The organism is Stenotrophomonas sp. ZAC14D2_NAIMI4_6, from assembly GCF_003086875.1.
GTDB lineage: Bacteria > Pseudomonadota > Gammaproteobacteria > Xanthomonadales > Xanthomonadaceae > Stenotrophomonas.
The window spans coordinates 208,822-231,755 of the sequence record NZ_CP025996.1 but is presented as its reverse complement, the minus strand read 5'-3'; the positions used below and the strand labels follow the sequence as shown (position 1 = coordinate 231,755).

General features: G+C 68.1%; 19 protein-coding genes. 6 read left to right on the top strand and 13 right to left on the bottom strand.

Translation table 11 applies throughout. The annotated features are described in order from the left end of the window. Positions 1-2 precede the first annotated feature (2 nt). The 4 genes from C1933_RS00955 to C1933_RS00940 all read right to left on the bottom strand — a co-directional run bounded on the left by C1933_RS00955 (position 3) and on the right by C1933_RS00940 (position 3,689). The gene (locus C1933_RS00955; protein ID WP_108751820.1) at positions 3-728 is read right to left on the bottom strand and encodes a pseudouridine synthase; all 726 of its coding nucleotides are present in this window, start codon (positions 726-728) and stop codon (positions 3-5) included. Positions 729-817: 89 nt separating this feature from the next. Further along, positions 818-1,405, bottom strand: a complete 588-nt coding sequence (locus tag C1933_RS00950; protein WP_108751819.1) for a class I SAM-dependent methyltransferase — start codon at positions 1,403-1,405, stop codon at positions 818-820. After that, on the bottom strand, positions 1,402-3,057 hold the full coding sequence (gene ubiB / locus C1933_RS00945; protein WP_108751818.1) for a ubiquinone biosynthesis regulatory protein kinase UbiB: 1,656 nt from the start codon (positions 3,055-3,057) through the stop codon (positions 1,402-1,404). Before ubiB ends, C1933_RS00950 begins: the two co-directional genes overlap by 4 nt. Further along, positions 3,054-3,689, bottom strand: coding sequence for an SCP2 sterol-binding domain-containing protein (locus tag C1933_RS00940; protein WP_108751817.1), 636 nt, complete (start codon positions 3,687-3,689; stop codon positions 3,054-3,056). Before C1933_RS00940 ends, ubiB begins: the two co-directional genes overlap by 4 nt. A gap of 179 nt (positions 3,690-3,868) precedes the next feature. Between C1933_RS00940 and ddlA the strand changes: the two genes are divergently transcribed. Beyond that, positions 3,869-4,954 (top strand): D-alanine--D-alanine ligase, encoded by a 1,086-nt coding sequence (gene ddlA, locus C1933_RS00935; RefSeq protein ID WP_108751816.1) that lies wholly within the window; start codon positions 3,869-3,871, stop codon positions 4,952-4,954. A 125-nt stretch (positions 4,955-5,079) separates the two neighbouring features. Here ddlA and C1933_RS00930 read toward each other — a convergent pair whose 3' ends face one another. From C1933_RS00930 to oleC, 3 genes are all read right to left on the bottom strand, one after another. Then, positions 5,080-5,235, bottom strand: a complete 156-nt coding sequence (locus tag C1933_RS00930) for a DUF1328 domain-containing protein (protein ID WP_107231440.1) — start codon at positions 5,233-5,235, stop codon at positions 5,080-5,082. Positions 5,236-5,356: 121 nt separating this feature from the next. Then, positions 5,357-6,343: a 2-alkyl-3-oxoalkanoate reductase gene (gene oleD, locus C1933_RS00925; RefSeq protein WP_108751815.1), complete on the bottom strand. Its 987-nt coding sequence runs from the start codon at positions 6,341-6,343 to the stop codon at positions 5,357-5,359. Then, complete coding sequence (gene oleC, locus C1933_RS00920; protein WP_108751814.1) at positions 6,340-7,998, bottom strand: olefin beta-lactone synthetase; 1,659 nt, start codon at positions 7,996-7,998, stop codon at positions 6,340-6,342. Before oleC ends, oleD begins: the two co-directional genes overlap by 4 nt. A gap of 103 nt (positions 7,999-8,101) precedes the next feature. Between oleC and C1933_RS00915 the strand changes: the two genes are divergently transcribed. Then, positions 8,102-8,473, top strand: coding sequence for a YkgJ family cysteine cluster protein (locus tag C1933_RS00915; protein WP_108751813.1), 372 nt, complete (start codon positions 8,102-8,104; stop codon positions 8,471-8,473). A gap of 51 nt (positions 8,474-8,524) precedes the next feature. On the opposite strand, the gene C1933_RS00910 is transcribed toward C1933_RS00915, so the two are convergent. The 4 genes from C1933_RS00910 to C1933_RS00895 all read right to left on the bottom strand — a co-directional run bounded on the left by C1933_RS00910 (position 8,525) and on the right by C1933_RS00895 (position 14,005). Continuing rightward, on the bottom strand, positions 8,525-9,415 hold the full coding sequence (locus tag C1933_RS00910; protein ID WP_108754689.1) for an alpha/beta fold hydrolase: 891 nt from the start codon (positions 9,413-9,415) through the stop codon (positions 8,525-8,527). 139 nt (positions 9,416-9,554) lie between these two features. Beyond that, positions 9,555-10,571, bottom strand: coding sequence for a 3-oxoacyl-ACP synthase III (locus C1933_RS00905; RefSeq protein ID WP_108748081.1), 1,017 nt, complete (start codon positions 10,569-10,571; stop codon positions 9,555-9,557). A gap of 102 nt (positions 10,572-10,673) precedes the next feature. Next, positions 10,674-10,991 carry a DUF4156 domain-containing protein gene (locus C1933_RS00900; protein ID WP_087921159.1) on the bottom strand — a complete coding sequence of 106 codons (318 nt, stop codon included), beginning with the start codon at positions 10,989-10,991 and terminating at the stop codon, positions 10,674-10,676. 164 nt (positions 10,992-11,155) lie between these two features. After that, positions 11,156-14,005 carry a pitrilysin family protein gene (locus C1933_RS00895; RefSeq protein ID WP_108754688.1) on the bottom strand — a complete coding sequence of 950 codons (2,850 nt, stop codon included), beginning with the start codon at positions 14,003-14,005 and terminating at the stop codon, positions 11,156-11,158. Positions 14,006-14,399: 394 nt separating this feature from the next. Between C1933_RS00895 and C1933_RS00890 the strand changes: the two genes are divergently transcribed. Together C1933_RS00890 and C1933_RS00885 are read left to right on the top strand one after the other, a co-directional pair. Further along, positions 14,400-14,876 carry a hypothetical protein gene (locus C1933_RS00890; protein WP_108751812.1) on the top strand — a complete coding sequence of 159 codons (477 nt, stop codon included), beginning with the start codon at positions 14,400-14,402 and terminating at the stop codon, positions 14,874-14,876. Between the two features lie 69 nt (positions 14,877-14,945). Beyond that, complete coding sequence (locus C1933_RS00885) at positions 14,946-15,425, top strand: tRNA (cytidine(34)-2'-O)-methyltransferase (RefSeq protein WP_108751811.1); 480 nt, start codon at positions 14,946-14,948, stop codon at positions 15,423-15,425. 244 nt (positions 15,426-15,669) lie between these two features. On the opposite strand, the gene C1933_RS00880 is transcribed toward C1933_RS00885, so the two are convergent. Next, positions 15,670-16,833, bottom strand: a complete 1,164-nt coding sequence (locus C1933_RS00880; RefSeq protein WP_108751810.1) for an acyl-CoA dehydrogenase family protein — start codon at positions 16,831-16,833, stop codon at positions 15,670-15,672. A gap of 315 nt (positions 16,834-17,148) precedes the next feature. Between C1933_RS00880 and C1933_RS00875 the strand changes: the two genes are divergently transcribed. Both C1933_RS00875 and C1933_RS00870 read left to right on the top strand, forming a co-directional pair. Continuing rightward, a complete protein-coding gene (locus C1933_RS00875) occupies positions 17,149-18,825 on the top strand; it encodes an electron transfer flavoprotein-ubiquinone oxidoreductase (RefSeq protein WP_108751809.1) in 1,677 nt (558 codons plus the stop codon). A 64-nt stretch (positions 18,826-18,889) separates the two neighbouring features. Next, a complete protein-coding gene (locus C1933_RS00870; RefSeq protein ID WP_108751808.1) occupies positions 18,890-19,288 on the top strand; it encodes a c-type cytochrome in 399 nt (132 codons plus the stop codon). 11 nt (positions 19,289-19,299) lie between these two features. Here the strand turns inward: C1933_RS00870 and C1933_RS00865 are convergent, their stop codons facing one another. Further along, entirely contained in the window at positions 19,300-22,911 is a 3,612-nt protein-coding gene (locus tag C1933_RS00865) for a transporter substrate-binding domain-containing protein (protein WP_108751807.1), read from the bottom strand. Positions 22,912-22,934 lie beyond the last annotated feature (23 nt).

Sequence of the window (22,934 nt, the reverse complement as noted above, 5' to 3'; positions counted from 1 at the left end):
CTTCAGTCCACCTGCCAGCCGAACAGGTCCAGCGCCTTCTGGAAACCGGCATCCACCGGTGCGCGCACATCCAGCATGCCGCCATCGGGGTGCGGGAAACGCAGGCGCTCGGCGTGCAGCAGCATGCGGTGCACGCCCTGCATGCGGAAATTGCGGTTGTGGCGGCCGTCACCGTGGCTGGTATCGCCAATCAGGTGGTGCGACAGGTGCTTCAGGTGCCGGCGGATCTGCCGGAAGCGACCGGTCAGCGGCTGGCAGCGCAGCAGCGCATAGCGCGAACTGGCGAATTCGCCCACCGGCACGCAGAGTTCGCCGGTGGCCAGGCGCTGGAAATCGGTCACCGCCGGCTTCTTCACCGGCTTGCCAGGCCCACCATCCAGATCGTGGTCCACCTGCCAGGCCTCCTCGGCCGGCCAGCCGCGGCAGATGGCCAGGTAATCCTTGCTCACTTCACCGCCCATCAGCGCCTTGCCCAGCGCACTGGCGGTATCGCGGTCGAAGGCCAGCAGCAGGCAGCCACTGGTGGCGCGGTCCAGGCGATGCACCAGGAAAATAGGGCGACCCAGCTGCTCGCGCAGGCGGTCGGCCAGGAAATCATCTTCGCCGCGGGCCAGCTTGCTGTCATGGACCATCAGCCCGGCCGGCTTGTTGACCACGGCCAGCCGTTCATCCAGATGCAGCAGCTGCAGGGGGGCGGTTTCGGGGGCGGTTTCGGTATCGGTACTCACCGCCGGATTATACGGGGGCGCTCGCGTGGGGTCGGATCCCTTTTCCTGCGGAAAAGGGCTCTGACCCCATACAACGGCGGCAAGAGCCATCAGCCGTTGCGCACCGCCAGCAGTTCACCATTGCCCACCGGCACCAGGCTGGTACTGAAATCCGCATCCGCATCCAGCAACGCGCGCAGCGGCTGCATCTGTGCGGCGTGCGAGGTGGCGTTGTCCACCACCAGCAGGCCGCCGGGGCGCAGCACGCGGCGCAGCTGCGGCCACCAGCCGGCGTACTGTTCGCGGTCCGAATCAAGGAACAGCAGGTCCACGCTGGCGTCGTCCGCCGCGGCCAGCCAGACCCCGGCATCGCCCTGCACCAGGGTGATGCGCCCGCCCAGCCCGCTGCGGTCGAAGTTCGCGCGCGCCATCGCTACCTTGTCCGCGGCGTATTCCAGCGTGGTCACGTGGCCGTTGATCGCTGCGGCGGCCTCGGCCAGCCACAGCGTGGAATAGCCGTTGGAGGTGCCGATTTCCAGCACGCGCCGGGCCTGGCCGAAACGCACCAGCACCGACAGCAGTTCGCCGGTGTCGGCAGTGATGTTCAGCATGCGCCGGCCACGTTCGCTTTCGCGCGCATCGTTGTCGGCGCCGTGGCGGGCCAGTTCGTCCTTCAGTGCCTGCAGTGCGGCGCTCATCGCCACCACGCGCGGGCCAGCGCAACCGCGCCCAGCACCGCCGCACCCAGCCCCAGCATGGGCAGGTCGCCCCAGTACCAACCGGGCGGCTGCAGCACGTACAGCAGCGCGGCAATGGCCAGCAGGCCCACGCCGGTAATCGCCCCGACCGCGCGCTTCTGCAACTTCTGCAGGCTGGCATCCAGCGCCACCAGATCGCGCGAACGCATGGCCAGTTCGTGGCGGCCTTCCACCTGCTGGCTCAGCCAGGCATGCACCAGGCGCGGCATGTCCGGCGCGTGGGTCATGATTTCCGGCAGGCGCTTGCCGATCTCGCGCACCACCCGGCGCGGGCTGTAACGCTCGCGCAGGATCTTCGCCAGCACCGGCTTGGCCACGGCCCAGATGTCGATCTGCGGGTCCAGCTGGCGGCCCACGCCTTCGATGTTCAGCAGGGTCTTCTGCAGCAGGATCAACTGCGGCTGCAGGGTCAGCTGGTAACGCTGGGCCACCCGGAACAGCTTCAGCAGCACTTCGGCCAGCGAAATCTGCGACAACGGCCGGGTGAAGTACGGTTCGCACACCGAACGCACCGCCGCTTCCAGATCGTCGATGCGCACGTTGTCGGGCATCCAGCGCGCCTGCACGTGCAGTTCGGCAATGCGGCGGTAGTCGCGGTTGAAGATGGCCATGAAGTTCTCGGCCAGGTAGTACTGATCTTCCTGCGAGAGCTGGCCCATGATGCCGAAGTCCAGCGCGATGAAGCGCGGGTTGTCGCGGCGCGCCGGATCGGTGTCGACCCAGATGTTGCCGGCGTGCGCATCGGCGTGGAAGAAGTTGTCGCGGAACACCTGGGTGTAGAACACCCGCACGCCCTTGGCGGCCAGCGCCTTGCGGTCGATGCCGGCCTGGTCCAGGGCGACGATGTCGTCGGACGGAATGCCCCACACCCGTTCCAGGGTCAGCGCGCGTTCGGCGGTGTGGCTCCAGATCACTTCCGGCACGTACAGATCGTCGCTGTTTTCCCAGAAGCGGCGCAGCACGCTGGCATTGGCGCCTTCGCGCTGCAGGTCCAGCTCGGCGGCCAGGGTGTTTTCCACCTCGGCCACCACTTCGCGTGGACGGATCTTGTCGGCGCGCGGGTGGGTGCGCTCGACCAGGCTGGCCAGCGAGTTCAACAGCGCGATGTCGGCGTCGATCTGCTTCTCGATGCCCGGGCGCAGCACCTTCACCACCACCTGGCGGCCATCGGCCAGGGTGGCGGCGTGTACCTGCGCGATCGAGGCCGAGGCCAACGGCTCGGTATCGAAGCTGGCAAAGGCCTCGCTGACCGGCAGGCCCAGCGCTTCTTCCACGATGCGGCGCGCGGTATCGCCGTCAAACGGCTTGACCCGGTCCTGCAGCAGGGTCAGTTCATTGGCCACGTCCGGCGGCACCAGGTCGCGACGGGTCGACAGGATCTGGCCGAACTTGACGAAGATCGGGCCCAGGTCCTGCAGCGCCAAGCGCAGGCGTGCGCCACGCGACTGCGCGGCAATGGCGGCCGGTGCGCGCGGCACGAAGGGTTTGGCCAGGCGCAGCCAACGCTCGGCCGCGGTGCCCTGCAGCAGGTCGTCCAGGCGGTAACGCAGAATGACCCGGCCGATGCGGTTGGCCCGCAGCAGGGCCTTCATGCGGCACCCCGCAGGCGCTGCACGCGCACCTGCAATCGTTCAACGTCGTCGCGCAGCACGTCCACGTCATCGTGGAAGGCGTCCAGTTCGCCACGCGGCACCACGTCACGCGATTCTTCGGTGACGAATTCGGCGGCACTGTGGGCCAGGTCGATGGCGCCCTGGCGCGCGTGCTGCAAGGCGCTGCGCAGGGTGTTGGCCACCTGCACGCCCAGCACGTCGCCGAATACGCTCACGAACGGCTGCTGCCAGTCCGGATCGAAGCCCTTGGCCAGCTGCTGCAGGCGACGCGCCAGTTCGGCATCGCCGGCCACGCGTACGCGGCCCTTGCCGGCGTCGTCGCCGCGCCGTGCGTTGGCCAGCAGCGGCAACTGCGCCAGCACCCCGGCCAGGCTGCTGCGCACGGCCAGGTCGGCTTCCTGGGCGTCCACCGGGCCGACCCGCAGCTGGTCGCCGTCCACGCTGATGCGCATGGCCAGCGCCGGCGCTTCCAGGGTCAGGTCGATATGCCGGCCGTGCAGGCTGGCCAGGGCGTGGCGGGTGTCCGGATCCAGCGCCAGCGCGCGGTTCAGGGCGATCTGCAGGGCGCGGCCAGCGACCGGCTTGAGGGACTTGAGCAGGGAAAGAGCCATGTGGCCATTCTACCTGCGTGGGTGGTGGGCGGATGCAGGCACGTTGCCGCGGTAGAGTCGACCGTTGGTCGACTGACCTTCCGCGTCCTGCCAGTCGACCAACGGTCGACTCTACCTTTCCCCGTGCCACCGGGCGGTTCATGCTGTGGGCCCTTGTTGCACAGGACATCGCATTGCCCATGGCACGTACCCGGGTTGGCATCATTTTCGGCGGCACGTCTTCCGAACACGAAGTTTCGCTGCAGTCGGCGAAGAACATCCTCGATGCGCTGGATCGCGAGCGCTACGAACCAGTGCTGGTCGGCATCGACAAGCAGGGCCAGTGGCATCTGCTGCAACCCGATGCGTTCCTGCTCAACGCCGATGATCCGGCGCGGATCGCGCTGCGCCCGTCCGGCGCCACGCTGGCGCTGCAGCCGGGTGCAGGGCAGGCGCAGCTGCAACCGGTGAACGCACCGGCGGCACTGGGGCCGATCGATGTGGTGCTGCCGATCGTGCACGGCCCGCTGGGTGAGGACGGTGCGCTGCAGGGCCTGCTGCGCATGGCCGGTCTGCCGTTCGTGGGCTCGTCGGTGCTGGGTTCGGCGGCGGCGATGGACAAGGACGTGGCCAAGCGACTGCTGCGCGATGCCGGCCTGCCGGTGGCGCCGTGGGTGTGCATCCGCCGCCACCAGGCGGCGCAGGTGGATGTGGCCGCGCTGATCGCACAGTTGGGCCTGCCCCTGTTCGTGAAGCCGGCCAACCAGGGTTCGTCGGTGGGCGTGAGCAAGGTGAAGGATGCGGCCGGCTTCGCGGCGGCGCTGGAACTGGCGCTGCGCCACGACCACAAGGTGCTGGTGGAATCGGCCGTGGCCGGTCGCGAGATCGAATGTGCGGTGCTGGGCAACGCACAGCCGCAGGCCAGTGTCTGTGGCGAGGTGGTGGTGCATGACGAGTTCTACGCCTATGACACCAAGTATCTGAACGCGGCAGGTGCCGATGTAGTGGTGCCGGCGGCGATCGATGCCGACAGCCAAGCGCGTATCCAGCAGATCGCGCTGCAGGCCTACCAGGCGCTGGAGTGCGCGGGCATGGCACGGGTGGATGTGTTCCTGGGCGCGGATGGGAAGATCACCATCAACGAGATCAACACCTTGCCCGGCTTCACCCGCATCAGCATGTATCCCAAGCTGTGGGGCGCAAGTGGGCTGGGCTACACCGCGCTGATCACGCGGCTGATTGAACTGGCGCTGGAACGGCACGCGGCCGACAAGGCGCTGGTGTAGTGCGGGGGACCCCGCATCGCGTGCGACATGCGGGGCCCCGCTTCTGTAGAGTCGAGCTTGCTCGACTGCTGTTGGAACAGTCGAGCATGGCTCGACTCTACAAGGGCGGTCGAGCAAGCTCGACTCTACCCGCGCTTGCGGAACATCGAGATCACCGCAAGGATCAGGAACACGACGAACAGGATCCAGGCGATGTTGCTGGCGGCGCCGGCAATGCCGGAGAAGCCGAGCACGGCGGCGATGATGGCGATGACGAAGAAAATAACGGCGTAGTGCAGCATGGCGCTCCTCGCGATGGGTCGGGCCGTGGATGGCGTGGGTCCATCCTCCCGATCCGGCGGTGTGCAACCGGTGACGGCAACTTCTGCGCGCGATGAAGCCTTCAGCGCCGTGATGCCGCCGTCACGAGGCCGCGTGCAGGCGGCGCAGCCCTTCTTCGATGCTGACCTGCGGCACGTAACCGAAATCGCGGCGCGCCGGTTCCATGCTGTACCAGTGCGGCGTGCACAGCTGTTCGGCCAGGAACCGGGTCAACGGCGGTTCGCCGGGCAGGCGCAGCAGCGGCCACAGGCGCTCGCACACGGCGCCGATGCGGTAGGCGGTCTTGAAGCTGAGGGTTTTCTCCACGGCCGGGGCATTCACCGCCGCCAGCAGCTTGTTCAACAGCTCGCGCATCGGCAGCGGTTCGCCGTTGGAAATGAAGTACGCCTTGCCGGCACAGGCCGCACCCGGGGCCAGCGCGTCGAACGCCAGGAAGTGCGCCAATGCGGCGTTGTCGATGTAGGTGGTGTCGACCTTGTTGCTGCCGTCACCGACCAGGCGCAGGCGGCCCTGGCGGGCACGCTCGGCCAGCCGCGGTACCAGCTGCAGATCACCCGGGCCCCAGATCAAGCGCGGGCGCAGCGCCACCGTGGCCAGGCTGGCATCGTTGGCGGCCAGCACGCGCTGCTCGGCAATCGCCTTGGTTGCCGCGTACGGGGCCTGGAAATTCTCGCCGTACGGGACTTCGTCGGCGCCCAGCCCTTCCACCGGGTGGGTGGCGCGGTGGGTCACGCTGGGCGTGGAGGTGTAGACCAGGCGGCCGACGCCGTGCGCGCGGCAGGCGGCAATCACGTTGTCGGTGCCCACCACGTTGGCCTGGTGGTAGCTGTCATAGCTGCCCCAGGCACCGGCCTTGGCGCCGTTGTGGAACACCGCGTCCACCCCGGCCACCGCATGCTGCACAGCCTGCGGGTCGGCCAGGTCGCCGCGGATCTGGCCCACACCCATCGCCTGCAACGCCGGGTAGTGGCCACGGTTGAGCGCCAGCACCTGGTGGCCGCGCTCAAGCAGGCCGCGGCACAGGGCCTGTCCGAGGAAGCCACCACCACCGGTAACCAGGATCTTCATGCACGCTTCTCCAATGCAGCGCTGGCCCAGACGGCCAGCTTTTCGCGGCCGATCTTGGCGTTGTGTCGAATGTCCACCGGGAAGCCCGGGTGGACCAGGAAGTGCTGCACGCCGGCAGCGGGCAAGTGCGTGGCCGCATGGGCGCGCAGCGCCTCCTGCAGGGCCGCGCCATCGCGGGTGCCGCGCTGCAGCTCCACGCACAGCACCGGCACCTGCGCACCGGCCGCGCCCACGCCCACCAGTGCGGTGCGGGCCACGCCAGGCAACGTGTTGAACACCGGCTCCACCTGTTCGGTGTACAGCGGCCCGCGCGCGGTTTCCACGCGGTGGGTCTTGCGCCCACAGAACCACAGGCGGCCCTGCGCATCGAAGTAGCCGACATCGCCCATGCGGTGCACGATGCGGGTGCTGCCGTCGGCCAGGGCTTCGGCAATCTTCGCCGCGGCGGTGGCCTGCGGGCGGTTGAAGTAGCTGTCGGTGGCGGTCGGTCCGGCCACGGTGATCTCGCCCACTTCGCCCACGCCCAGCACGCGCACCTGCGACCAGTCGGGCAGCGGGGCGTCATCGATGGCGATGATGCGCACTTGGTTGGGGGCCACCACGCTGCCCACGCAGGTGCCGGCGCCGGCTTCGGTGGCGGCGCGCGTACGTTCCAGCTCGCGCCCTTCCACCACGGCCACCGGCAGGCATTCGGTAGCGCCATAGGGCGTCCAGAACTGCGCATCGCCCGGCAGCAGGCGGCGGATGGTGGCCACCACGTCCGGCGGCACCGGGGCGCCGGCCGAGGTGACCCGGGTGACCGAGGGCAGCGGCCGGCCATGGCGGGCAAGCACGCGCATCAATGCCGGCGAACCGAACAGCTGGGTCACGCCGAAACGCTGGATGGCATCGTGCAGCCGCGCCGGGTCGGCCTGCGCCGGCCGGGTCGGGTCCATGTCCGGAATGACCGAGGTCAGCCCCAGCGCCGGGTCGAACAGCGCGAACGGCGGGAAGGTCGGCAGGTCCACCCCGCCCGCTTCCATGCCGAAGGCGTTGCCCAGCAGTTCGATCTGGCCGACGAAATGGCGGTGGCGGTAGACCACGCCCTTGGGCACGCCGGTGGAGCCGCTGGTGAACAGGATCGCGGCCATGTCCTCGCCGTCGGTGGCGGCCAGCATCGGGCCGCTGGCGGCGCCGGCGCGCTCCAGCGCGGCCAGGGTGGTGCCGCCCCAGCCCAGGCGCTGGCCCACGGTCACCAGACGGGTGGCCGACGGTGCCCAGCGCAGCGCCAGACGGGCCACGTGGGCCAGTGGAATGCCGATGAAGGCCTCCGGCTGCGCTTCGTCCAGGCACTGCTTCAGCGCGCGCTTGTCGATGCCCGGATCGACCAGCACCGGCACCGCGCCCAGCTTGAACAGGGCGAACATCAGCAGGAAGAACTCCGGCGAAGGCCGCACCATCACCACCGTGCGCACGCCGCGGCCGATGCCGTAGCCAGCCAGGCCGGCGGCCATGGCATCGCTGCGGGCGTCCAGCTGGCGGTAGTCCAGAGTCACGTCATAGGCGGCCATGCCGTTGCCGGCGCCGCGGCGGCCGGGGCAGCGGATGGCGATCTGGTCGGGGCGTTCACGGGCCAGTTCCGGCAGGCGCGCGGCAATATTGCAGGGTCGGTTCATCCGTTCATTGTCGCCGCTTACGGAATTTCTTGCGCGGCGGCCGACTTCGTGGAAAATCCGCAGCCTCGTCACCCATTCCACTGCCGCCCGAGGCGGCTTGACCATGCAACATCCCTGCATGACCTGCGGCGCCTGCTGCACCCAGTACCGCGTGGCTTTTCACTGGATGGAATCGGACGAGGTCACCCCCGGCGGGGTACCGCACCAGCTGACCGAAACGCTGGACCCGCACCGCCTGTGCATGCGCGGCACCCATTCCAAGCCGGTGCGCTGCGTGGCCCTGGATGCGCAGATCGGCGTGTATTCACGCTGCACCATCCACCCCAACCGGCCCAGCGTGTGCCGCGAGGTCGATGCCTCGTGGGAATACGGCAAGGCCAGCCCGCAGTGCGACAAGGCGCGCCTTGCCTATGGCCTGGACCCGCTGACCCCGGCGGACTGGGAAGGCAGCGACGGCAGCCCGATCGCGGCCTGAGGCCAGGGGTCGGATCCGTTTCGCAGAAACGGCTCTGACCCCGCGCACCGATCAGATCGGGTTGGCATCCAGGAAGGCGCGGATCTTCGGCACCAGCACTTCGTGCTTGTCTTCCAGCACGTAGTGGTTGGCATCGTCGAACGCATGCACCTGGGCGGCCGGCAGCGCGGCCTGGAAGCCCTTCAGGAAGTGGTGGTCGAACACGATGTCGCGCAGGCCCCAGCCGATGAAGGCCGGGCGGTCGGCGAAGGACGGCAGCGCCTGGCCGGCGCGTTCCAGCAGCGACCAGCCCTTGTCGGCCGGCGACAGCGGAATGTCCTGCATGAAACGGATCGTGCTGATGCGGTTGGCGTAGCTGTTGTACGGCGCCACGTAGGCGCGGCGCACATCGGCCGGCATCTTCCGCTCCACGCCCAGCCACGAGGCACCGGACGAGAACGCATTGAAGGTGCGGATGATCCACTCACCGATCTTCCAGTGCCGGCCCAGCGCGATCTGCCACGGCATCTTCTTCGCCGCCGGCAGCGGGAAGGCCGCGGTGTTGAGCACCACCAGGCGCTTGACCTGGTCGTGGTGCGACAGCGCCCAGCCGAAGCCGATCATGCCGCCCCAGTCGTGCACGGCCAGGGTGACCGGACCGGTGATGCCCAGGTGCTTCAGCAGCGCATCCAGGTCGTCCACGCGCGACTGCAGCGTGTACTCGTAGCGGCTGTCATCGGGCTTGTCCGACAGGCCCATGCCGATATGGTCGGGCACGATGCAGCGGTACCTGTCCGACAGGCCGGCCACCAGCGTGCGCCAGTAGTAGCTCCACGACGGGTTGCCGTGCACCATCACCACCACCTCGCCATCGCGCGGGCCCTCGTCGAGATAGTTCATCGACAGACCGGGGCGAACCTCGAAACGCTGCGGGTGGGCGGGGTAACCGGGAAGATCGCGCATGCGGAGCACCTAAGGAGAGTCGCGGCGCACTGTAGAGCCGAGCCATGCTCGGCTGCTTTCTCGTCCGCTGCTGAAGAGCCGCGCTGCGCGCGTGAGCCGAGCAGGGCTCGGCTCTACAGGAGATCGTGCAGCAGGCTGTTTACCAGACCACTTCGGCCATCGAGCAGTTCAGGCCCGAGCCGATGCCCAGAAGCGCGATGCGATCGCCCTTCTTCAGCTTGCCCAGCTGCTTGAGCTTGCTCAGCACGATCGGCACCGAGGCCGGGCCGATGTTGCCGTGCTCGCCGAAGATGGTCATCACCTTCTTCGGGTCGATGCCGAAGTTCTTGATGAACGCGGCGGTGTGCGGCTGGCTGACCTGGTGGATGACGAACTGGTCCAGTTCCTCCACGGCCCAGCCCAGGGCGATCTTGGCGGCGGCGAAGGTCTTCTGCGCCAGCTTGATGCCTTCGATCAGCAGCAGGCGGGTGTCGGTCACCATGCGGTCCAGGTTGCCCAGGCACAGCTGGTTCCACTCGGTGGCCGAGCGGGTTACGCCACCCTTGTAGCGCGGGGCGTCCGGAACCAGTTCCGAGCGCGCCATGACCATGGCCGCAGCACCCGATCCGGTGGTCAGGGCCGCCAGTTCGTTGCGGAAATCGTCGGCGGTGACGTCCGGGGCGGTCATGCGCTCCAGGGTCTTTTCGTAGACCAGGTTGGCGGTTTCGCCATCCACCACCAGCGCGTAGTCGATGTCACCGCGCTCGAGCATGCGCGCGGCGATATCCATGCCGTTGATGAAGGCCAGACACGCATTGGCCACGTCGAAGGTCATGCATTCGTCGCTGACGCCCAGGTTGCCCGACACGATGGAGGCCGTGGACGGCTCCAGGTAGTCGCGGCTGACCGAGGTGTTGACCAGCAGGCCGACCTGGCCGGCGGTGATGCCGGCATCTTCCAGCGCCTTGCGGCCGGCCATGGTGGCCGCGTCCGAGGCCAGCACGCCGGTGTCCCACAGGCGGCGGGCGTGGATGCCGGCGATATCGCCCAGCACGTCGGTGCGGATACCCAGGCGGTCCAGGGTCGGCTGCAGGCGGTCGTTGATTTCCTTGGTCGTCAACGTATGCGGCGCGTCGACGTGTGCGAGGCCGGCGATCGAGACATTCTTGAAGAGCATCGAGGTTAGCGCCAAGGCTCAGGCAAAAGGGGGCGCTATTCTATAACCCCCGCGCCTTCACCGCATCTTTACGAATTCAGCCTTCCCCGTATGGTGAAGGATTCAGCGTGGCGGGCACTGGAACGCGGCGAAGCGCTGGCTGCCATCGGCCGGGGCGGCGGCGGCCTGCACGGCGTTGGCGCCGGCACTGGGGGCCTCGTTGCGGGCCAAGGTTTCCAGCTCTTCCTGCACGCGCAGCGGGTTGCGGTTGTAGAAGCCGACCTTGCTCTTGACCGTTACCACCACCTCGCCCTTGGTGATGCAGCCGGCCGGAACCGGGCCTGCCGGCAGCACGCGGGTCGCCTTGCCGGCCGGTTCGATCGGCACCCAAGTGCAGGCGGTGACGGTGAGCAGCAGGGAAGAAAGCAGCAGAACGCGCATGGGCAGATCCTGGAAGGGTATGGGGCGATTCTGCCTGAACAGCCTGAATCGGGGGTAGCCGGGGATGGGGCCAGATCCCCCGGCAGGGGGCTCTGACCCCGGATGCACACTGGGGGTCGGAGCCCTCCTTGCAGGAGGGATCCGACCCCTGGCCGGGTCTTGCCTTATTTCTTCACCGGGTTGCCGTCGGCATCGATCACGGTCACCTCGCCCAGGTTCAGCGCGCGCACCGCTGCTTCGGTCTGCTTCAGGTCACCCACCACCACCCACGTCAGCGCCTGCGGCTTGATCTCGGCCGCGGCCTGCTGCACCTGCGCCGGGGTCATCGCTTCGATCTCGGCCTTGCGGCGCAGCACGTAGTCGTCGGGACGCTTGAACTGCACGATGTTGCCGATGGTCGAGGCCACGGCCGCGGCGGTTTCATACGCACCCGGCAGGCTCAGGGTCTGGATGTTGCGGATGCGGTTGACCTCGGCCTCGGTGGCCGGCTTGCTGCCATCGGCAAAGCCGGCGATCTCCTTGCGCATTTCCGCCAGCGCCGGGCCGGTCTTGTCGATCTGCACCGGCGCCATCGCCATCCACGGGCGCTGGCCCACGGTGTTGCTGGCCATGGTGCGGGCACCGTAGGACCAGTGCTTGTCCTCGCGCAGGTTCATGTTCAGGCGCGAGGTGAAGTCGCCACCGATCACGCCGTTGGCAATGTCGAAGCGGGTCGAACCGGCATCGCTGGACGGCGGAACCACCTGGCCGGCGAACAGGTTGGCCTGCACCGCACCCGGCTGGTCGATCAGGAACACGCGCGGTGCGCTGGGCACGGCAACGGCGGTGGTGGCCTTGACCGTGGGCGCATCGCCGCTGGCCTTCCAGTCGCCCAGCTGCTTGTCCAGCAGCGGCACGATCTCGGCCAGGGTAGTGTCGCCCACCACGATCAGGGTGCCGTCCTGCGGGCGCAGCCAGTCGCGGTGGAAATCGACCAGGTCCTCGCGGTCCAGGCTGGCGATTGCCGCTTCGTCACCGCTGCCGGTGAACGGAATCGCATACGGGTGGCCCTTGCCGTACAGCAGCGGCGGCAGCACGCGCATGGCCACCGCATTGGGGTTGACCTTTTCCTGCTGGATGCCGGCGATCCACGAAGCCTTTACGCGGTCGATCTCGCCCTGCTCGAAGCGCGGTTCGCGCAGCAGGCTGGCGTACAGCGCCAGCGACGGCACCAGGTTTTCCTTCAGTGCCGACAGTTCAACATCCACCGAATCCAGCCCGGCCGAGGCATCCAGGCTGGCGCCCAGCGCATCGGCGGCATCGGCGAAGGCCAGCGAGCCCAGCTTGCCGGCGCCTTCGGTCATCAGGCTCATGGTGAAGTTGGCCGTGCCCGGCTTGCGCCCCTGGTCGGCGGTGAAGCCACCCGGGAACTGGTAGCTGAACTGCACCACCGGAATCTCGTGGCGCTCGGCCAGCACCACCTGGGTGCCGTTCTTCAGGGTGGCGCGCTGCAGGGCCGGGAACTTCAACTGCGGGAATTCGCGGGTCTGCGGCACGCCGGCCTTGCGGTCGACCTGCTCGGGCAGGGTGCTGTACTTGCTGTCCACGGCCGGCACGTTGAACGGCTTGGGCGTGGCCGAGGCTTCTTCCTTCAGTGCCACGCGCTCGCCCGGTTCCACCACCAGGGTGTGGCTGCCCTTGTCCAGCCACTGTGCCCCCAAGCGCTTCAGATCGGCGGCGGTAGCCTTGTCGATGTTGGCCAGCGAGGTGCGGAAGCAGCCCGGGTCGCCGGTGTAGACCGCGCATTCGGCCAGCGCATCGGCCTTGCCGCCGAAGCCACCAATGCGCTCGATGCCGCGGATGAAGCCGGCGCGGAAGCCGGTCTTGGCGCGTGCCAGTTCATCGGCAGTCGGGCCGTCCTTCAGCAGGCGCTCGATTTCCTCGTCAATGATCTTCTCGATGCGGGCCGGGTCCTGGCCCTTCTTCACCGTGGCCATCACCATGAAGTTGGACCCCAGCTGCGAGGCGTAGGCGCCGGCGGTGATGTTGTCCACCAGCTTGTCCTGGTGCTGCAGGCGCTGGCTCAGGCGCGAGGACTTGGCACCGCCCAGCACTTCGGCCAGCAGCTGCAGCTGGTCGATGTCGGCCGTGCCGACCTGGGCCACGTTCCAGGCGCGGTAGATGCGCGCCTGCGGCACCTTGTCGGTCATCACTTCGCGGGTGTCGGCATCGCGCTTGGCCACGTCCACCTTCGGCTGCGCCATGGTCGGGCCGGCCGGGATGCTGCCGAAATAGCGCGCCACCTTTTCCTTGGCGGTGGCCAGGTCGATGTCACCGGCCAGCACCAGCACCGCGTTGTTCGGGCCGTACCAGGTCCGGAACCAGGTCTTCACGTCATCCAGCGACGCGGCGTTGAGGTCGTTCATCGACCCGATCACGCTGTGGTGGTACGGGTGGCCGGCCGGATACAGCGCGCGGTTCAGCTTTTCCCAGACCTGGCCATAGGGCTGGTTTTCGCCCTGGCGCTTCTCGTTCTGCACCACGCCACGCTGTTCGTCCAGCGCGGCCTGGTCGATCGCCCCCACCAGGTGGCCCATGCGGTCCGATTCCATCCACAGTGCCATGTCCAGCGCGGTGGTCGGCACGTTCTCGAAGTAGTTGGTGCGGTCGGTATTGGTGGTGCCGTTCTGGCCGGTGGCACCCACCTGCTTGAACGGTTCGAAGTATTCGCCGTCGTGGTTTTCGCTGCTCTGGAACATCAGGTGTTCGAACAGATGGGCGAAGCCGGTACGGCCGGCCGGCTCGTCCTTGCTGCCCACGTGGTACCAGACGTTCACCGCCACGATCGGCGCCTTGCGGTCGGTGTGCACGATCACGCGCAGGCCGTTGGGCAGGGTGAACTGCTCGAAGGGAATGTCCACTTTGGCCGGCGCGGCCGGCTTGGCCGCCAGGGCGGTGGTCGGCGCAAGCGTGCCGAGGGCGGTGCTGAGGGCAACGGCGAGCAGCGCGGTGCGCGGGCGCAGGGCGAAAGACATTTCCAGATCCTTGGTCACGTTGGTGAATGCCGATCCTAGCGTGTGTCCCGCCCGCCCGGTATCGGCCAGCAGTCACTGCCCTGGGGGCGCCGGACCGCCCCGCCGTAGCGGTCACGTAAGCCGCGCCAGCGCGTCCGGACAGTGTCCACGGCCTGCCGAACGGACAGGTGTCCGCCCCGCGGACACTCCGAAGACCGCAAAAAACCCTTTGAAATCAACGCTTGAAAGTTGGCACGGCGATTGCTGTGTAGTTCCTGCGCCAGGAAGGGCTTCAGATCGAAACTGACCGAACGCTGAACAAATAGAGAAAAGCGAAAATTTCTCTTGCATGCCCAGAATTGGTGTACTACCTTACTACCACACCACCGCTCAACAACACTAAACAGGCCCCGTCATGAACGCCAAGACCATTGCCATCGCCATCGCCCTGATCGCCGGCACCGCGGTTGTTTCGTCGGTGCAGGCCTCCGAATCCATCAAGACCCTGGACACCGTGCAGGTGCGCCCGGCCGCCGACCAGCTGGCCCAGCAGGCCTGGGAACAGGCCAGCGGCATCCCCACCCTGGCAGCAGTGCAGGTGCGCCCGAGTGCTGACCAGCTGGCCGAACGCAACGGCTACGTGGCTGCCCCGGTCGCCGCTGCAATGCCGATCACCACCCTGGCCGCCGTCGAAGTGCGCCCCAGCCTGGAACAGCGCGTCGCCCTGGCCGCCGAACAGGAAGCACAGCGCTACGCCGCCACCCTGGCTGCCGCTGCCACCTCGGTGGCCAACCAGGTGATCACCAACCTGCCGACCCTGCAGGTTCGCCCCAGCGCCGCCGATCTGCAGGCCCTGGCCAGCGAAACCGCCCAGGTGCTGCTGCGCCCGTAACCGGTGCCGCCCTGCCCCGCGCAGGGCGTGCGCCGTAAAGGCGGCAGTGGTGGCAGGTACACTGCACCGATGAATGCCGCGCCCCAGTTCCATGTGATCCTGTTCCAACCGGAAATCCCGCCCAACACGGGCAACGTGATCCGGCTCTGTGCCAACACCGGCGCGCAGCTGCACCTGGTCGAACCGCTCGGGTTCGCACTGGAAGACAAGCAGCTCAAGCGCGCCGGGCTGGACTACCACGAGTATTCGCGCCTGCAGGTGCACCCCGACCTGGACACCGCGCTGGCGCGCATCGCGCCGAAGCGGCTGTTCGCACTCAGTACCCGGGCCAGCGTGCGCTACGACAGCGTGGCGTTTGAAGACGGCGATGCATTCCTGTTCGGCCCGGAAAGCCGTGGCCTGCCGCAGGATGTGCTCGACGCCCTGCCCGACGGCCAGCGCCTGCGCCTGCCGATGCAGCCGGGCAACCGCAGCCTCAACCTGTCCAACACCGTGGCCGTACTGATGTACGAAGCCTGGCGCCAGCACGGGTTTGCCGGCGGCGCATGATGCGCCTTGGGTAGGTACGGCCCGCCCCTGGTGGGTGCGGACCTTGGTCCGCACCAATGCCTGGTCGCGCGCTGAAGGACTGTGCCGACCAAGGTCGGCACCTACCAATGCCGCTTCTGGTGGGTGCGGACCTTGGTCCGCACCAATGCCCGGTCGCGCGCGGAGGGTCTGTGCCAACCAAGGTTGGCACCTACCACCAAGGTCGGCACCTACCCGGTAGATCCACGCCATGCGTGGATGACGGTCAGAACGCGTTGATACCGGTCAGCTCGCGACCAATCACCAACTGGTGCACGGTCTCGGTGCCTTCATAGGTAATCACCGATTCCAGATTCAGCGCATGCCGGATCGCCACGTGCTCGGTGGTGATGCCGGCCCCGCCCAGCAGGTCGCGGCATTCGCGGGCGATATCAATCGCCATGCGGCAGTTGTTCCACTTGGCCAGGCTGACCTGCTGCGGCTGCAGCTGGCCGGCTTCCTTCAGGCGCCCCAGCTGCAGGGCCAGCAGCTGCGCGGTGGTGATGCGGCGGGCCATTTCGGCCAGCTTGATCTGCGCGCTCTGGGTGGCGGCCAACGGGCGGCCGAACAGCACCCGCTCCTTGGCATAGCCCAGCGCTTCGTCCAGGCAGGCAATGGCCGAACCGATCGGGCCCCAGCTGATGCCGAAGCGGGCCTGGGTCAGGCAGCCCAGCGGCCCCTTCAGGCCCTTCACGTTGGGCAGGCGGTGGCTGTCGGGCACGCGCACGTCGTCGAAGTACAGCGCACCGGTCAGCGAGGCGCGCAGGCTCATCTTGTGCTTGATCTCCTGGCTCGTGAAGCCGGCCATGCCCTTTTCCAGCACGAAGCCCTGGATGCCGTCTTCGGTCTGCGCCCAGACAATGGCAAGGTCGGCCACCGGGCCGCTGGTGATCCACATCTTGCTGCCGCTGATGCGCCAGTCGCTGCCGTCGCGTACCGCGCGGGTCTTCATCGCGGCCGGGTCCGAACCGCCATGCGCTTCGGTCAGGCCGAAGCAACCGATCAGCTCGCCACGGGCCATCGCCGGCAGCCACTGCCGCCGCTGTTCCTCGCTGCCGTAGGCGTAGATGGGGTACATGCACAGCGAGCTCTGCACGGAAACGAAACTGCGCAGGCCCGAATCGCCGCGTTCCAGCTCCTGGCAGATCAGGCCGTAGCTGACCGCGCCCAGGTCGCCGCCGCCATATTCAGACGGCAGGGTCGCGCCCAGCAGGCCCAGTGCGGCGATCTCCGGCACCAGTTCGTCGGGAAAACGCGCCTGGTCGAAGGCATCGCCGATGATGGGCAGCACCCGTTCGTTGGTGAAACGGGCCACGCTGTCCTGCACCGCGCGTTCTTCCTCGCTGAGCAGTGAACGGACATCGAACAGATCGTACGGATGCAAAGCCATGGCACTCACACGCAGTCAGGACCGGGCCATTGTCGGTCATCGGCAAGCATCGCGTCTGGTAGGTGTGGACCTTGGTCCACACGGAAGCGGGTCCGGGCGGTGAAACAATGTGCCAACTCAGGTTGGCACCTACCCGGCCACGAGCATTACGCTGCACTGCAGCAATCATGACGTGAACATCGGCGATCTAGCTCGATCACGCGCGGCCCGGTACCCTGACACATTCAAACAAGCGTTTCGCACGTGGCAGCACGCGCGATTCCCAGGCACCGCCGGTGGCCCCGATGCCGGCACTACCCACGAGTCATGCATTCGATGAGCGCTGAAGCCAACGCCCTGCCCCCGCGTGAAGTAATGGAATTCGACGTGGTGATCGTCGGCGCCGGTCCTGCCGGCCTGGCCACCGCCATCCGCCTGCGCCAGCGCGCGATCGAAGCCGACCGTGAACTGTCGGTGTGCGTGCTGGAAAAGGGCTCCGAGCCCGGCGCGCATGTGCTGTCCGGTGCGGTGATGGACCCGCGGGCACTGACCGAACTGTTCCCGGACTGGGCCGAACGCGGCGCGCCGCTGAAGCAGAAGGTCACCCGCGATGAATTCCTGTTCCTCAGCGAGACCGGTTCGCGCAGCACGCCCAACGCGCTGCTGCCCGAATGCTTCCACAACGAAGGCAACTACATCATCAGCCTGGGCGAAGTGACCCGCTGGCTGGCACAGCAGGCCGAGGCGTTGGAAGTGGCGATCTTCCCCGGCTTCGCCGCCGCCGAGGTGCTGTACGGCGACAACGGTGAAGTGGTCGGCGTGGCTACCGGCGACATGGGCATCGAAAAGGACGGCAGCATTGGTCCGGCCTTCGAGCGCGGCATGGCCCTGCACGCCAAGTACACGATCTTCGGCGAAGGTGCGCGCGGCCACCTCGGCCGCCAGCTGATCGCCCGTTACAAGCTGGATGAAGGCAAGGACCCGCAGGCCTACGGCATCGGCATCAAGGAACTGTGGCAGATCGACCCGGCCAAGCATGAGCCGGGCCTGGTGGTGCACGCCGCCGGCTGGCCGCTGGACAACGACACCTATGGCGGCGCCTTCCTGTACCACGCCGACGGCGGCAAGGTGGCGGTGGGCTACGTGGTGGGCCTGGACTACAAGAACCCGTGGCTGAGCCCGTTCGAGGAATTCCAGCGCTTCAAGACCCACCCGCAGATCCGCAAGCACCTGGAAGGCGGCACCCGCATCGGCTACGGCGCACGTGCCATCACCGCCGGTGGCCTGATGTCACTGCCGAAGACGGTGTTCCCCGGCGGCGCGCTGGTCGGCTGCGAAGCCGGCTACCTCAACGTCAGCCGCATCAAGGGCAGCCACGCGGCCATCAAGACCGGCATGCTGTGCGCCGACGCCGCCTTCGATGCGCTGGTGGCCGACCGCCAGCACGATGAACTGAGCGCCTACCCGCAGGCGTTCGAAGCCAGCTGGCTGTTCACCGAACTGCAGCAGGCCAAGAACTTCAAGCAGTGGTTCAAGAAGGGCCAGACCGTGGCCACGCTGATGACTGGCGTGGAACAGTGGCTGCTGCCCAAGCTGGGCGTGCGCAACCCGCCGTGGACCCTGCGCCACAGCACCCCGGACCACGCCTGCCTGGAGCCGGCGTCCAAGCACACCCGCATTGCCTACCCCAAGCCCGATGGCGTGCTCACCTTCGACCGTCTCAGCTCGGTGTTCCTGAGCAGCACCAACCACGACGAAAACCAGCCCAGCCACCTGACCCTGAAGGACGCCAGCATTCCGGTGAAGGTGAACCTGGCCGAGTACGCCGGCCCGGAGGCGCGCTACTGCCCGGCCGGTGTGTACGAGTTCGTTGGCGAAGCCGACAACGCGCGGCTGCAGATCAACGCGCAGAACTGCGTGCACTGCAAGACCTGCGATATCAAGGACCCGACCCAGAACATCGTCTGGGTGACCCCGCAGGGCGGTGGCGGCCCCAACTACTCGGGCATGTAAGGCCCCGGGCTGCGACGGCGTGTCGCAGCCCGCGTCCACGCAGGGGCCGGTATGCTACCGGCCCATGCGCGCGATCGTTCTACCTGTTGCATTCGCCGTGGCCCTGGCGGCCACCGGCTGCCAGCGCCCACCCGCCGCACCGGCCAGCCCCGAACAGGCGCGCCAGCAGGCGATGCAGCGCGCGTTTGAACTGTGCGCCGGCTGCCACACGGTGAAGGCCGGCGGCATCCATCGCTTCGGTCCGAACCTGCATGGGGTACTCGGCCGGCGTGCCGGCAGCCTGCCCGACTACGGCTATTCCGACGCCATGCGCCGCGCCGATTTCGTGTGGAGCGCGCAGACCCTGGACACCTTCCTGCAGTCACCCAGCCACATGGTGCCCGGCACGCGCATGTACAACGCGTTCCCCAGCCCGGAACGGCGCGCCCTGGTGATCGCCTACCTGCAGGAGCATGCCCAGTAGGAGCACAGCGTTCACTGAGCCAGCCGCTGCAGCTGCTGTTGCAGCAGGGCCATGAACTCGCTCACCTGCTGCAGCAACGGCCCCATGGCCGCCTCGTCGCCCTGCTGCAGTTGCTCTTCCAGGGCGCCGGCGCGCGCGGCCAGGCCCTGCGCGCCCACCGCGCCCAGCGCGCCGGTCATGCGGTGCAGGTGCTGCACCAGCTGGGCGCGGTCGCCGTCGCGCAGCGCGGCGTGCAGATCGGCCATGTCGCTGGTCGTGGCGGCCAGCAGGCTGTCGCGCAACTGGGTGGCCACCTGCAGCGAACCGAAGCGCTGCTGCAGGGCCGCCAGATCCGGCAGCGCCAGCGATGCATCCACCACCTCACCCGGCGCATGGGTGGCGGCGGCCAGCTCGGCCGCATCCAGCCCGGCCGCCTGTGGCAGCCAGCGCAGCAAGGCCTGGCGCAGCGTGGCCAGCGACAACGGCTTGGCCAGCACATCGTCCATGCCCGCCTCGCGGCAGCGCCGTGCGTCGTCGTCCAGCACGCTGGCGGTCAGCGCCAGCACCGGCAGCCGCGGCTGGCCGTTGCGGCTCTCACGCTCGCGCAGCAGGCGGGCGAAGGCGAAGCCATCCATCACCGGCATGCGGCAGTCGGTGATCACCAGATCGAACGGTTCCTTCGCCAAGCGATCCAGGGCCTGCCGCCCGTCATCGACCAGCACATGCGGCACGCCCAGCTGCTGCAGGCGCCAGGCCATCATCGCCTGGTTGGTCGGGTGGTCTTCCACCACCAGCACGCGCGCCGCCCGCAACGCCGGCGGCAGCAGCGCGGTCTGTTCCTGCTCGGCCAGCAGCGCGGCCACGTCTTCGGCGCGCGCCTCCACCAGCGCCACCTCCACGTCCACCCGCGTGCCTTCGCCCAGCACACTGTGCAGGCTCAGCTCACCGCCCATCTTGTGCACCAGGCGCCGGCAGATGCTCAACCCCAGCCCGGTGCCGCCATGCTCGCGCTGGATGTAGGCGCCGGCCTGGGTGAAGGGCGCGAACAGGTGCGGAATCTGGTCCTCGGCAATGCCGATGCCGGTATCGGACACGGTCAGTCGCAGCGGCTGGCTGCCATCCTCGGCGGTGGCACCCAGCACATCCACCTGCAGGCGCACATGGCCCTCGTTGGTGAACTTGATCGCGTTGCTGAGCAGGTTGAAGACGATCTGCCGCAGGCGCACGCCATCGACCTCGTGTGCCTGGGCCAGGCGCGGGTCGATTTCCACCTGCAGCTCCAGGCCCCGTGCCGTGGCCTGCGGCGAAAGCAACCGGCACACGCTGTCCAGCAGCGGGCGCAGCGGCATCGGCACCGGCGCCAGGCGCAGCGCGCCCGCTTCCATGCGCGAATAATCCAGGATGTCGTCCAGGATCTGCCGCAGCATCTGCGCCGAATCCTCGATCACCGTGATGATGCGCTGCTGTTCCTGGTCCAGCGGCGAATGGGACAGCACTTCCAGCATGCCCAGCACGCCGCTCATGGGCGTGCGGATCTCGTGGCTCATCGTGGCCAGGAAGCGCGACTTGGCGTCGGCCGCCTGCTCGGCTTCCACCTTGGCCGCGGCCAGCGCATCGGCCTGCGCGCGCGCCTCGCTCACATCCACCCAGTAGCCGCTCCAGGTCACCGCACCGGCCTCGGCGGCATACGGATGGGCCTGGCTGCGTACCCAGCGCTGACTGTCATCGTCGGTCAGCACGCGGAACTCGAACGACAGTGCAGCGAAGTGACGCGCGGCCTGCGCGGTGGCCTGCAGGATCACGGCGCGATCATCCGGCGCAATACGGCCCAGCAACGCCCCGGTCTCCTCCATCGCCTGCTGCCGCGTAATGCCGAACAGCGCCTGCACATCGCCGGCAATGAACGGGAAGGTGAGCGTGCCGTCGGCCGCGCGGCGGGCCTGGTAGACGATCGCCGGCAGGTTGTCGGTCACCTCGGCCAGGCGCTGCTCCACGTGGCGGCGCCCGGCCACTTCACGGCGCAGGCGCCAGTGGCCCAAGCCATGCACGGTGGCCGCGGTCAGCAGCACCAGCAGCAGCGGAATGATCCAGCGCAGCAGCCCGCTCCAGTGCACGCCCTGGCGGTATTCCACGGCCAGCCAGTCGCCACGCAGCGATTCGCGTTCGCGCGGGGTCATCTGCAGCAGCAGGCGGTCGAAGGTGGTGGCCAGGGCGGCATGGCGGTGGTTCACCGCAAGCGCCAACTGGTCGTTGAAACCTGCCGGTGCGGCAATCTGCAGGCGGCCGGGGAAGCGCTCGCGCAGCATGTGGTCGACCAGCGCCAGGTTGCCCACGTACGCATCGGCATCACCGTCCAGCAGCCGCTGCAGCGCCTGTTCGGCACTGCGCGCGGGAATGATGCGCGCCTGCGGCGCCTGCTGCAGCACATAGCCACGCACGCGTTCGGGGTCGGACAGCAGCACGCGCTTGCCCTGCAGGTCGGCCAGCCCCAGCAGCACCGGGCTGCCCTGCGCGGTCACGATCACGTTGGGCACGCTGATGAAGGGCTGGCTGAACACCCAGTCGGGCCCCAGGTACTGCGAATCCAGCGGAATGCCCATCACTGCCTGCACATCGCCGCGCTTGGCCTTGGCCCGCACCTCGAACCAGTCGTGGCTGGGTTCGATCTGCAGGTTGGCGCCGGCCTTTACCAGCAGGCGCAGGTATTCGGCGGCCAGGCCCGTGGGCTGGCCGCCCGCGTCGGCGAAGGACAGCGGCGCCGCATTGGGCGGGAAGCCGATCTTCAGCGGCTCCTGCAGCACGCGCTTTTCGGCCTGGCTGAGGGCCAGCTGGGCCGATGCCGACCACTGCAGCGGCGGCAGCCAGCGCTGCACCAGCGCCTCCTGCTGCGAGGCGCTGCTGGCCGCCAGCGCCAAGTCCAGCGCCTCGGCCAGCGGCTGCTTGCCGTTGGGCACACCGAAATGCAGCCGCTCGGGCGGTAGATCGCTGGGCCGCAGCAGCACCACACCCTGTAGTTTTTCCTGGGCGATCAGCTCGGTGGCGACATAGGCATTGCCGATGAACACGTCAGCTTTGTCGTCTCTGACCATTTCCAACGCGGCTTGCGTGTTGTTTGCGACAAGCTGTCGGGCACGCGGGAAGCGGGCACGCACCTGCGGCGCGGTCATGAAATCCTGCTCGATCACCACCCGCAGCCCGTCCAGATCCGGCGCCTCGGACGCGCGCAGGTCACCCGGTCGGCCCACCATCGCCAGCGGCGCTTCGGCGTAGGCGCGGGTATAGACCATGCAACGGGTGCGCTCGGCGCTGAGGGCGATGTTCATCACCACATCGATCTCGCCACGGCACGCCGCGTCCAGCACCGCGTTCCAGTCCGGGTAGCGACGGAACTCCAGTTTGCTGCCCAGTTGACGGGTCAGAAGCGACAGGTAATCTGGCCCCAGCCCGGCCGGCCGGTCGTCCTGCAGGAACTCGTAGGGCGGCCAGCCGCTGTCATACTGGCCGACAACCACCACCGGATGCGCGGCCAGGAACTGGCGCTGCAACGGGGTGAGCGGCAAGGGTCCGGGCTCGGCCTGGGCCAGCAGCGACAGGCCCAGCAAGCCCAGTAACAGGACCCATCCACGAACAGCGCCGTTCCGCATCTGCGACGATCTCCCTTGAACCC

What these genes read in the sequence shown, in the direction of transcription:
- C1933_RS00950 (WP_108751819.1), bottom strand. Translation starts at nt 1,405, where the DNA reads ATGAGCGCCGCACTGCAGGCACTGAAGGACGAACTGGCCCGCCACGGC.
- C1933_RS00870 (WP_108751808.1), top strand. Translation starts at nt 18,890, where the DNA reads ATGCGCGCGATCGTTCTACCTGTTGCATTCGCCGTGGCCCTGGCGGCC.
- C1933_RS00915 (WP_108751813.1), top strand. Translation starts at nt 8,102, where the DNA reads ATGCAACATCCCTGCATGACCTGCGGCGCCTGCTGCACCCAGTACCGC.
- ddlA (WP_108751816.1), top strand. Translation starts at nt 3,869, where the DNA reads ATGGCACGTACCCGGGTTGGCATCATTTTCGGCGGCACGTCTTCCGAA.
- C1933_RS00875 (WP_108751809.1), top strand. Translation starts at nt 17,149, where the DNA reads ATGAGCGCTGAAGCCAACGCCCTGCCCCCGCGTGAAGTAATGGAATTC.
- C1933_RS00905 (WP_108748081.1), bottom strand. Translation starts at nt 10,571, where the DNA reads ATGCTCTTCAAGAATGTCTCGATCGCCGGCCTCGCACACGTCGACGCG.
- C1933_RS00865 (WP_108751807.1), bottom strand. Translation starts at nt 22,911, where the DNA reads ATGCGGAACGGCGCTGTTCGTGGATGGGTCCTGTTACTGGGCTTGCTG.
- C1933_RS00890 (WP_108751812.1), top strand. Translation starts at nt 14,400, where the DNA reads ATGAACGCCAAGACCATTGCCATCGCCATCGCCCTGATCGCCGGCACC.
- C1933_RS00895 (WP_108754688.1), bottom strand. Translation starts at nt 14,005, where the DNA reads ATGTCTTTCGCCCTGCGCCCGCGCACCGCGCTGCTCGCCGTTGCCCTC.
- C1933_RS00930 (WP_107231440.1), bottom strand. Translation starts at nt 5,235, where the DNA reads ATGCTGCACTACGCCGTTATTTTCTTCGTCATCGCCATCATCGCCGCC.
- C1933_RS00900 (WP_087921159.1), bottom strand. Translation starts at nt 10,991, where the DNA reads ATGCGCGTTCTGCTGCTTTCTTCCCTGCTGCTCACCGTCACCGCCTGC.
- C1933_RS00910 (WP_108754689.1), bottom strand. Translation starts at nt 9,415, where the DNA reads ATGCGCGATCTTCCCGGTTACCCCGCCCACCCGCAGCGTTTCGAGGTT.
- C1933_RS00880 (WP_108751810.1), bottom strand. Translation starts at nt 16,833, where the DNA reads ATGGCTTTGCATCCGTACGATCTGTTCGATGTCCGTTCACTGCTCAGC.
- ubiB (WP_108751818.1), bottom strand. Translation starts at nt 3,057, where the DNA reads ATGAAGGCCCTGCTGCGGGCCAACCGCATCGGCCGGGTCATTCTGCGT.
- oleC (WP_108751814.1), bottom strand. Translation starts at nt 7,998, where the DNA reads ATGAACCGACCCTGCAATATTGCCGCGCGCCTGCCGGAACTGGCCCGT.
- oleD (WP_108751815.1), bottom strand. Translation starts at nt 6,343, where the DNA reads ATGAAGATCCTGGTTACCGGTGGTGGTGGCTTCCTCGGACAGGCCCTG.
- C1933_RS00885 (WP_108751811.1), top strand. Translation starts at nt 14,946, where the DNA reads ATGAATGCCGCGCCCCAGTTCCATGTGATCCTGTTCCAACCGGAAATC.
- C1933_RS00940 (WP_108751817.1), bottom strand. Translation starts at nt 3,689, where the DNA reads ATGGCTCTTTCCCTGCTCAAGTCCCTCAAGCCGGTCGCTGGCCGCGCC.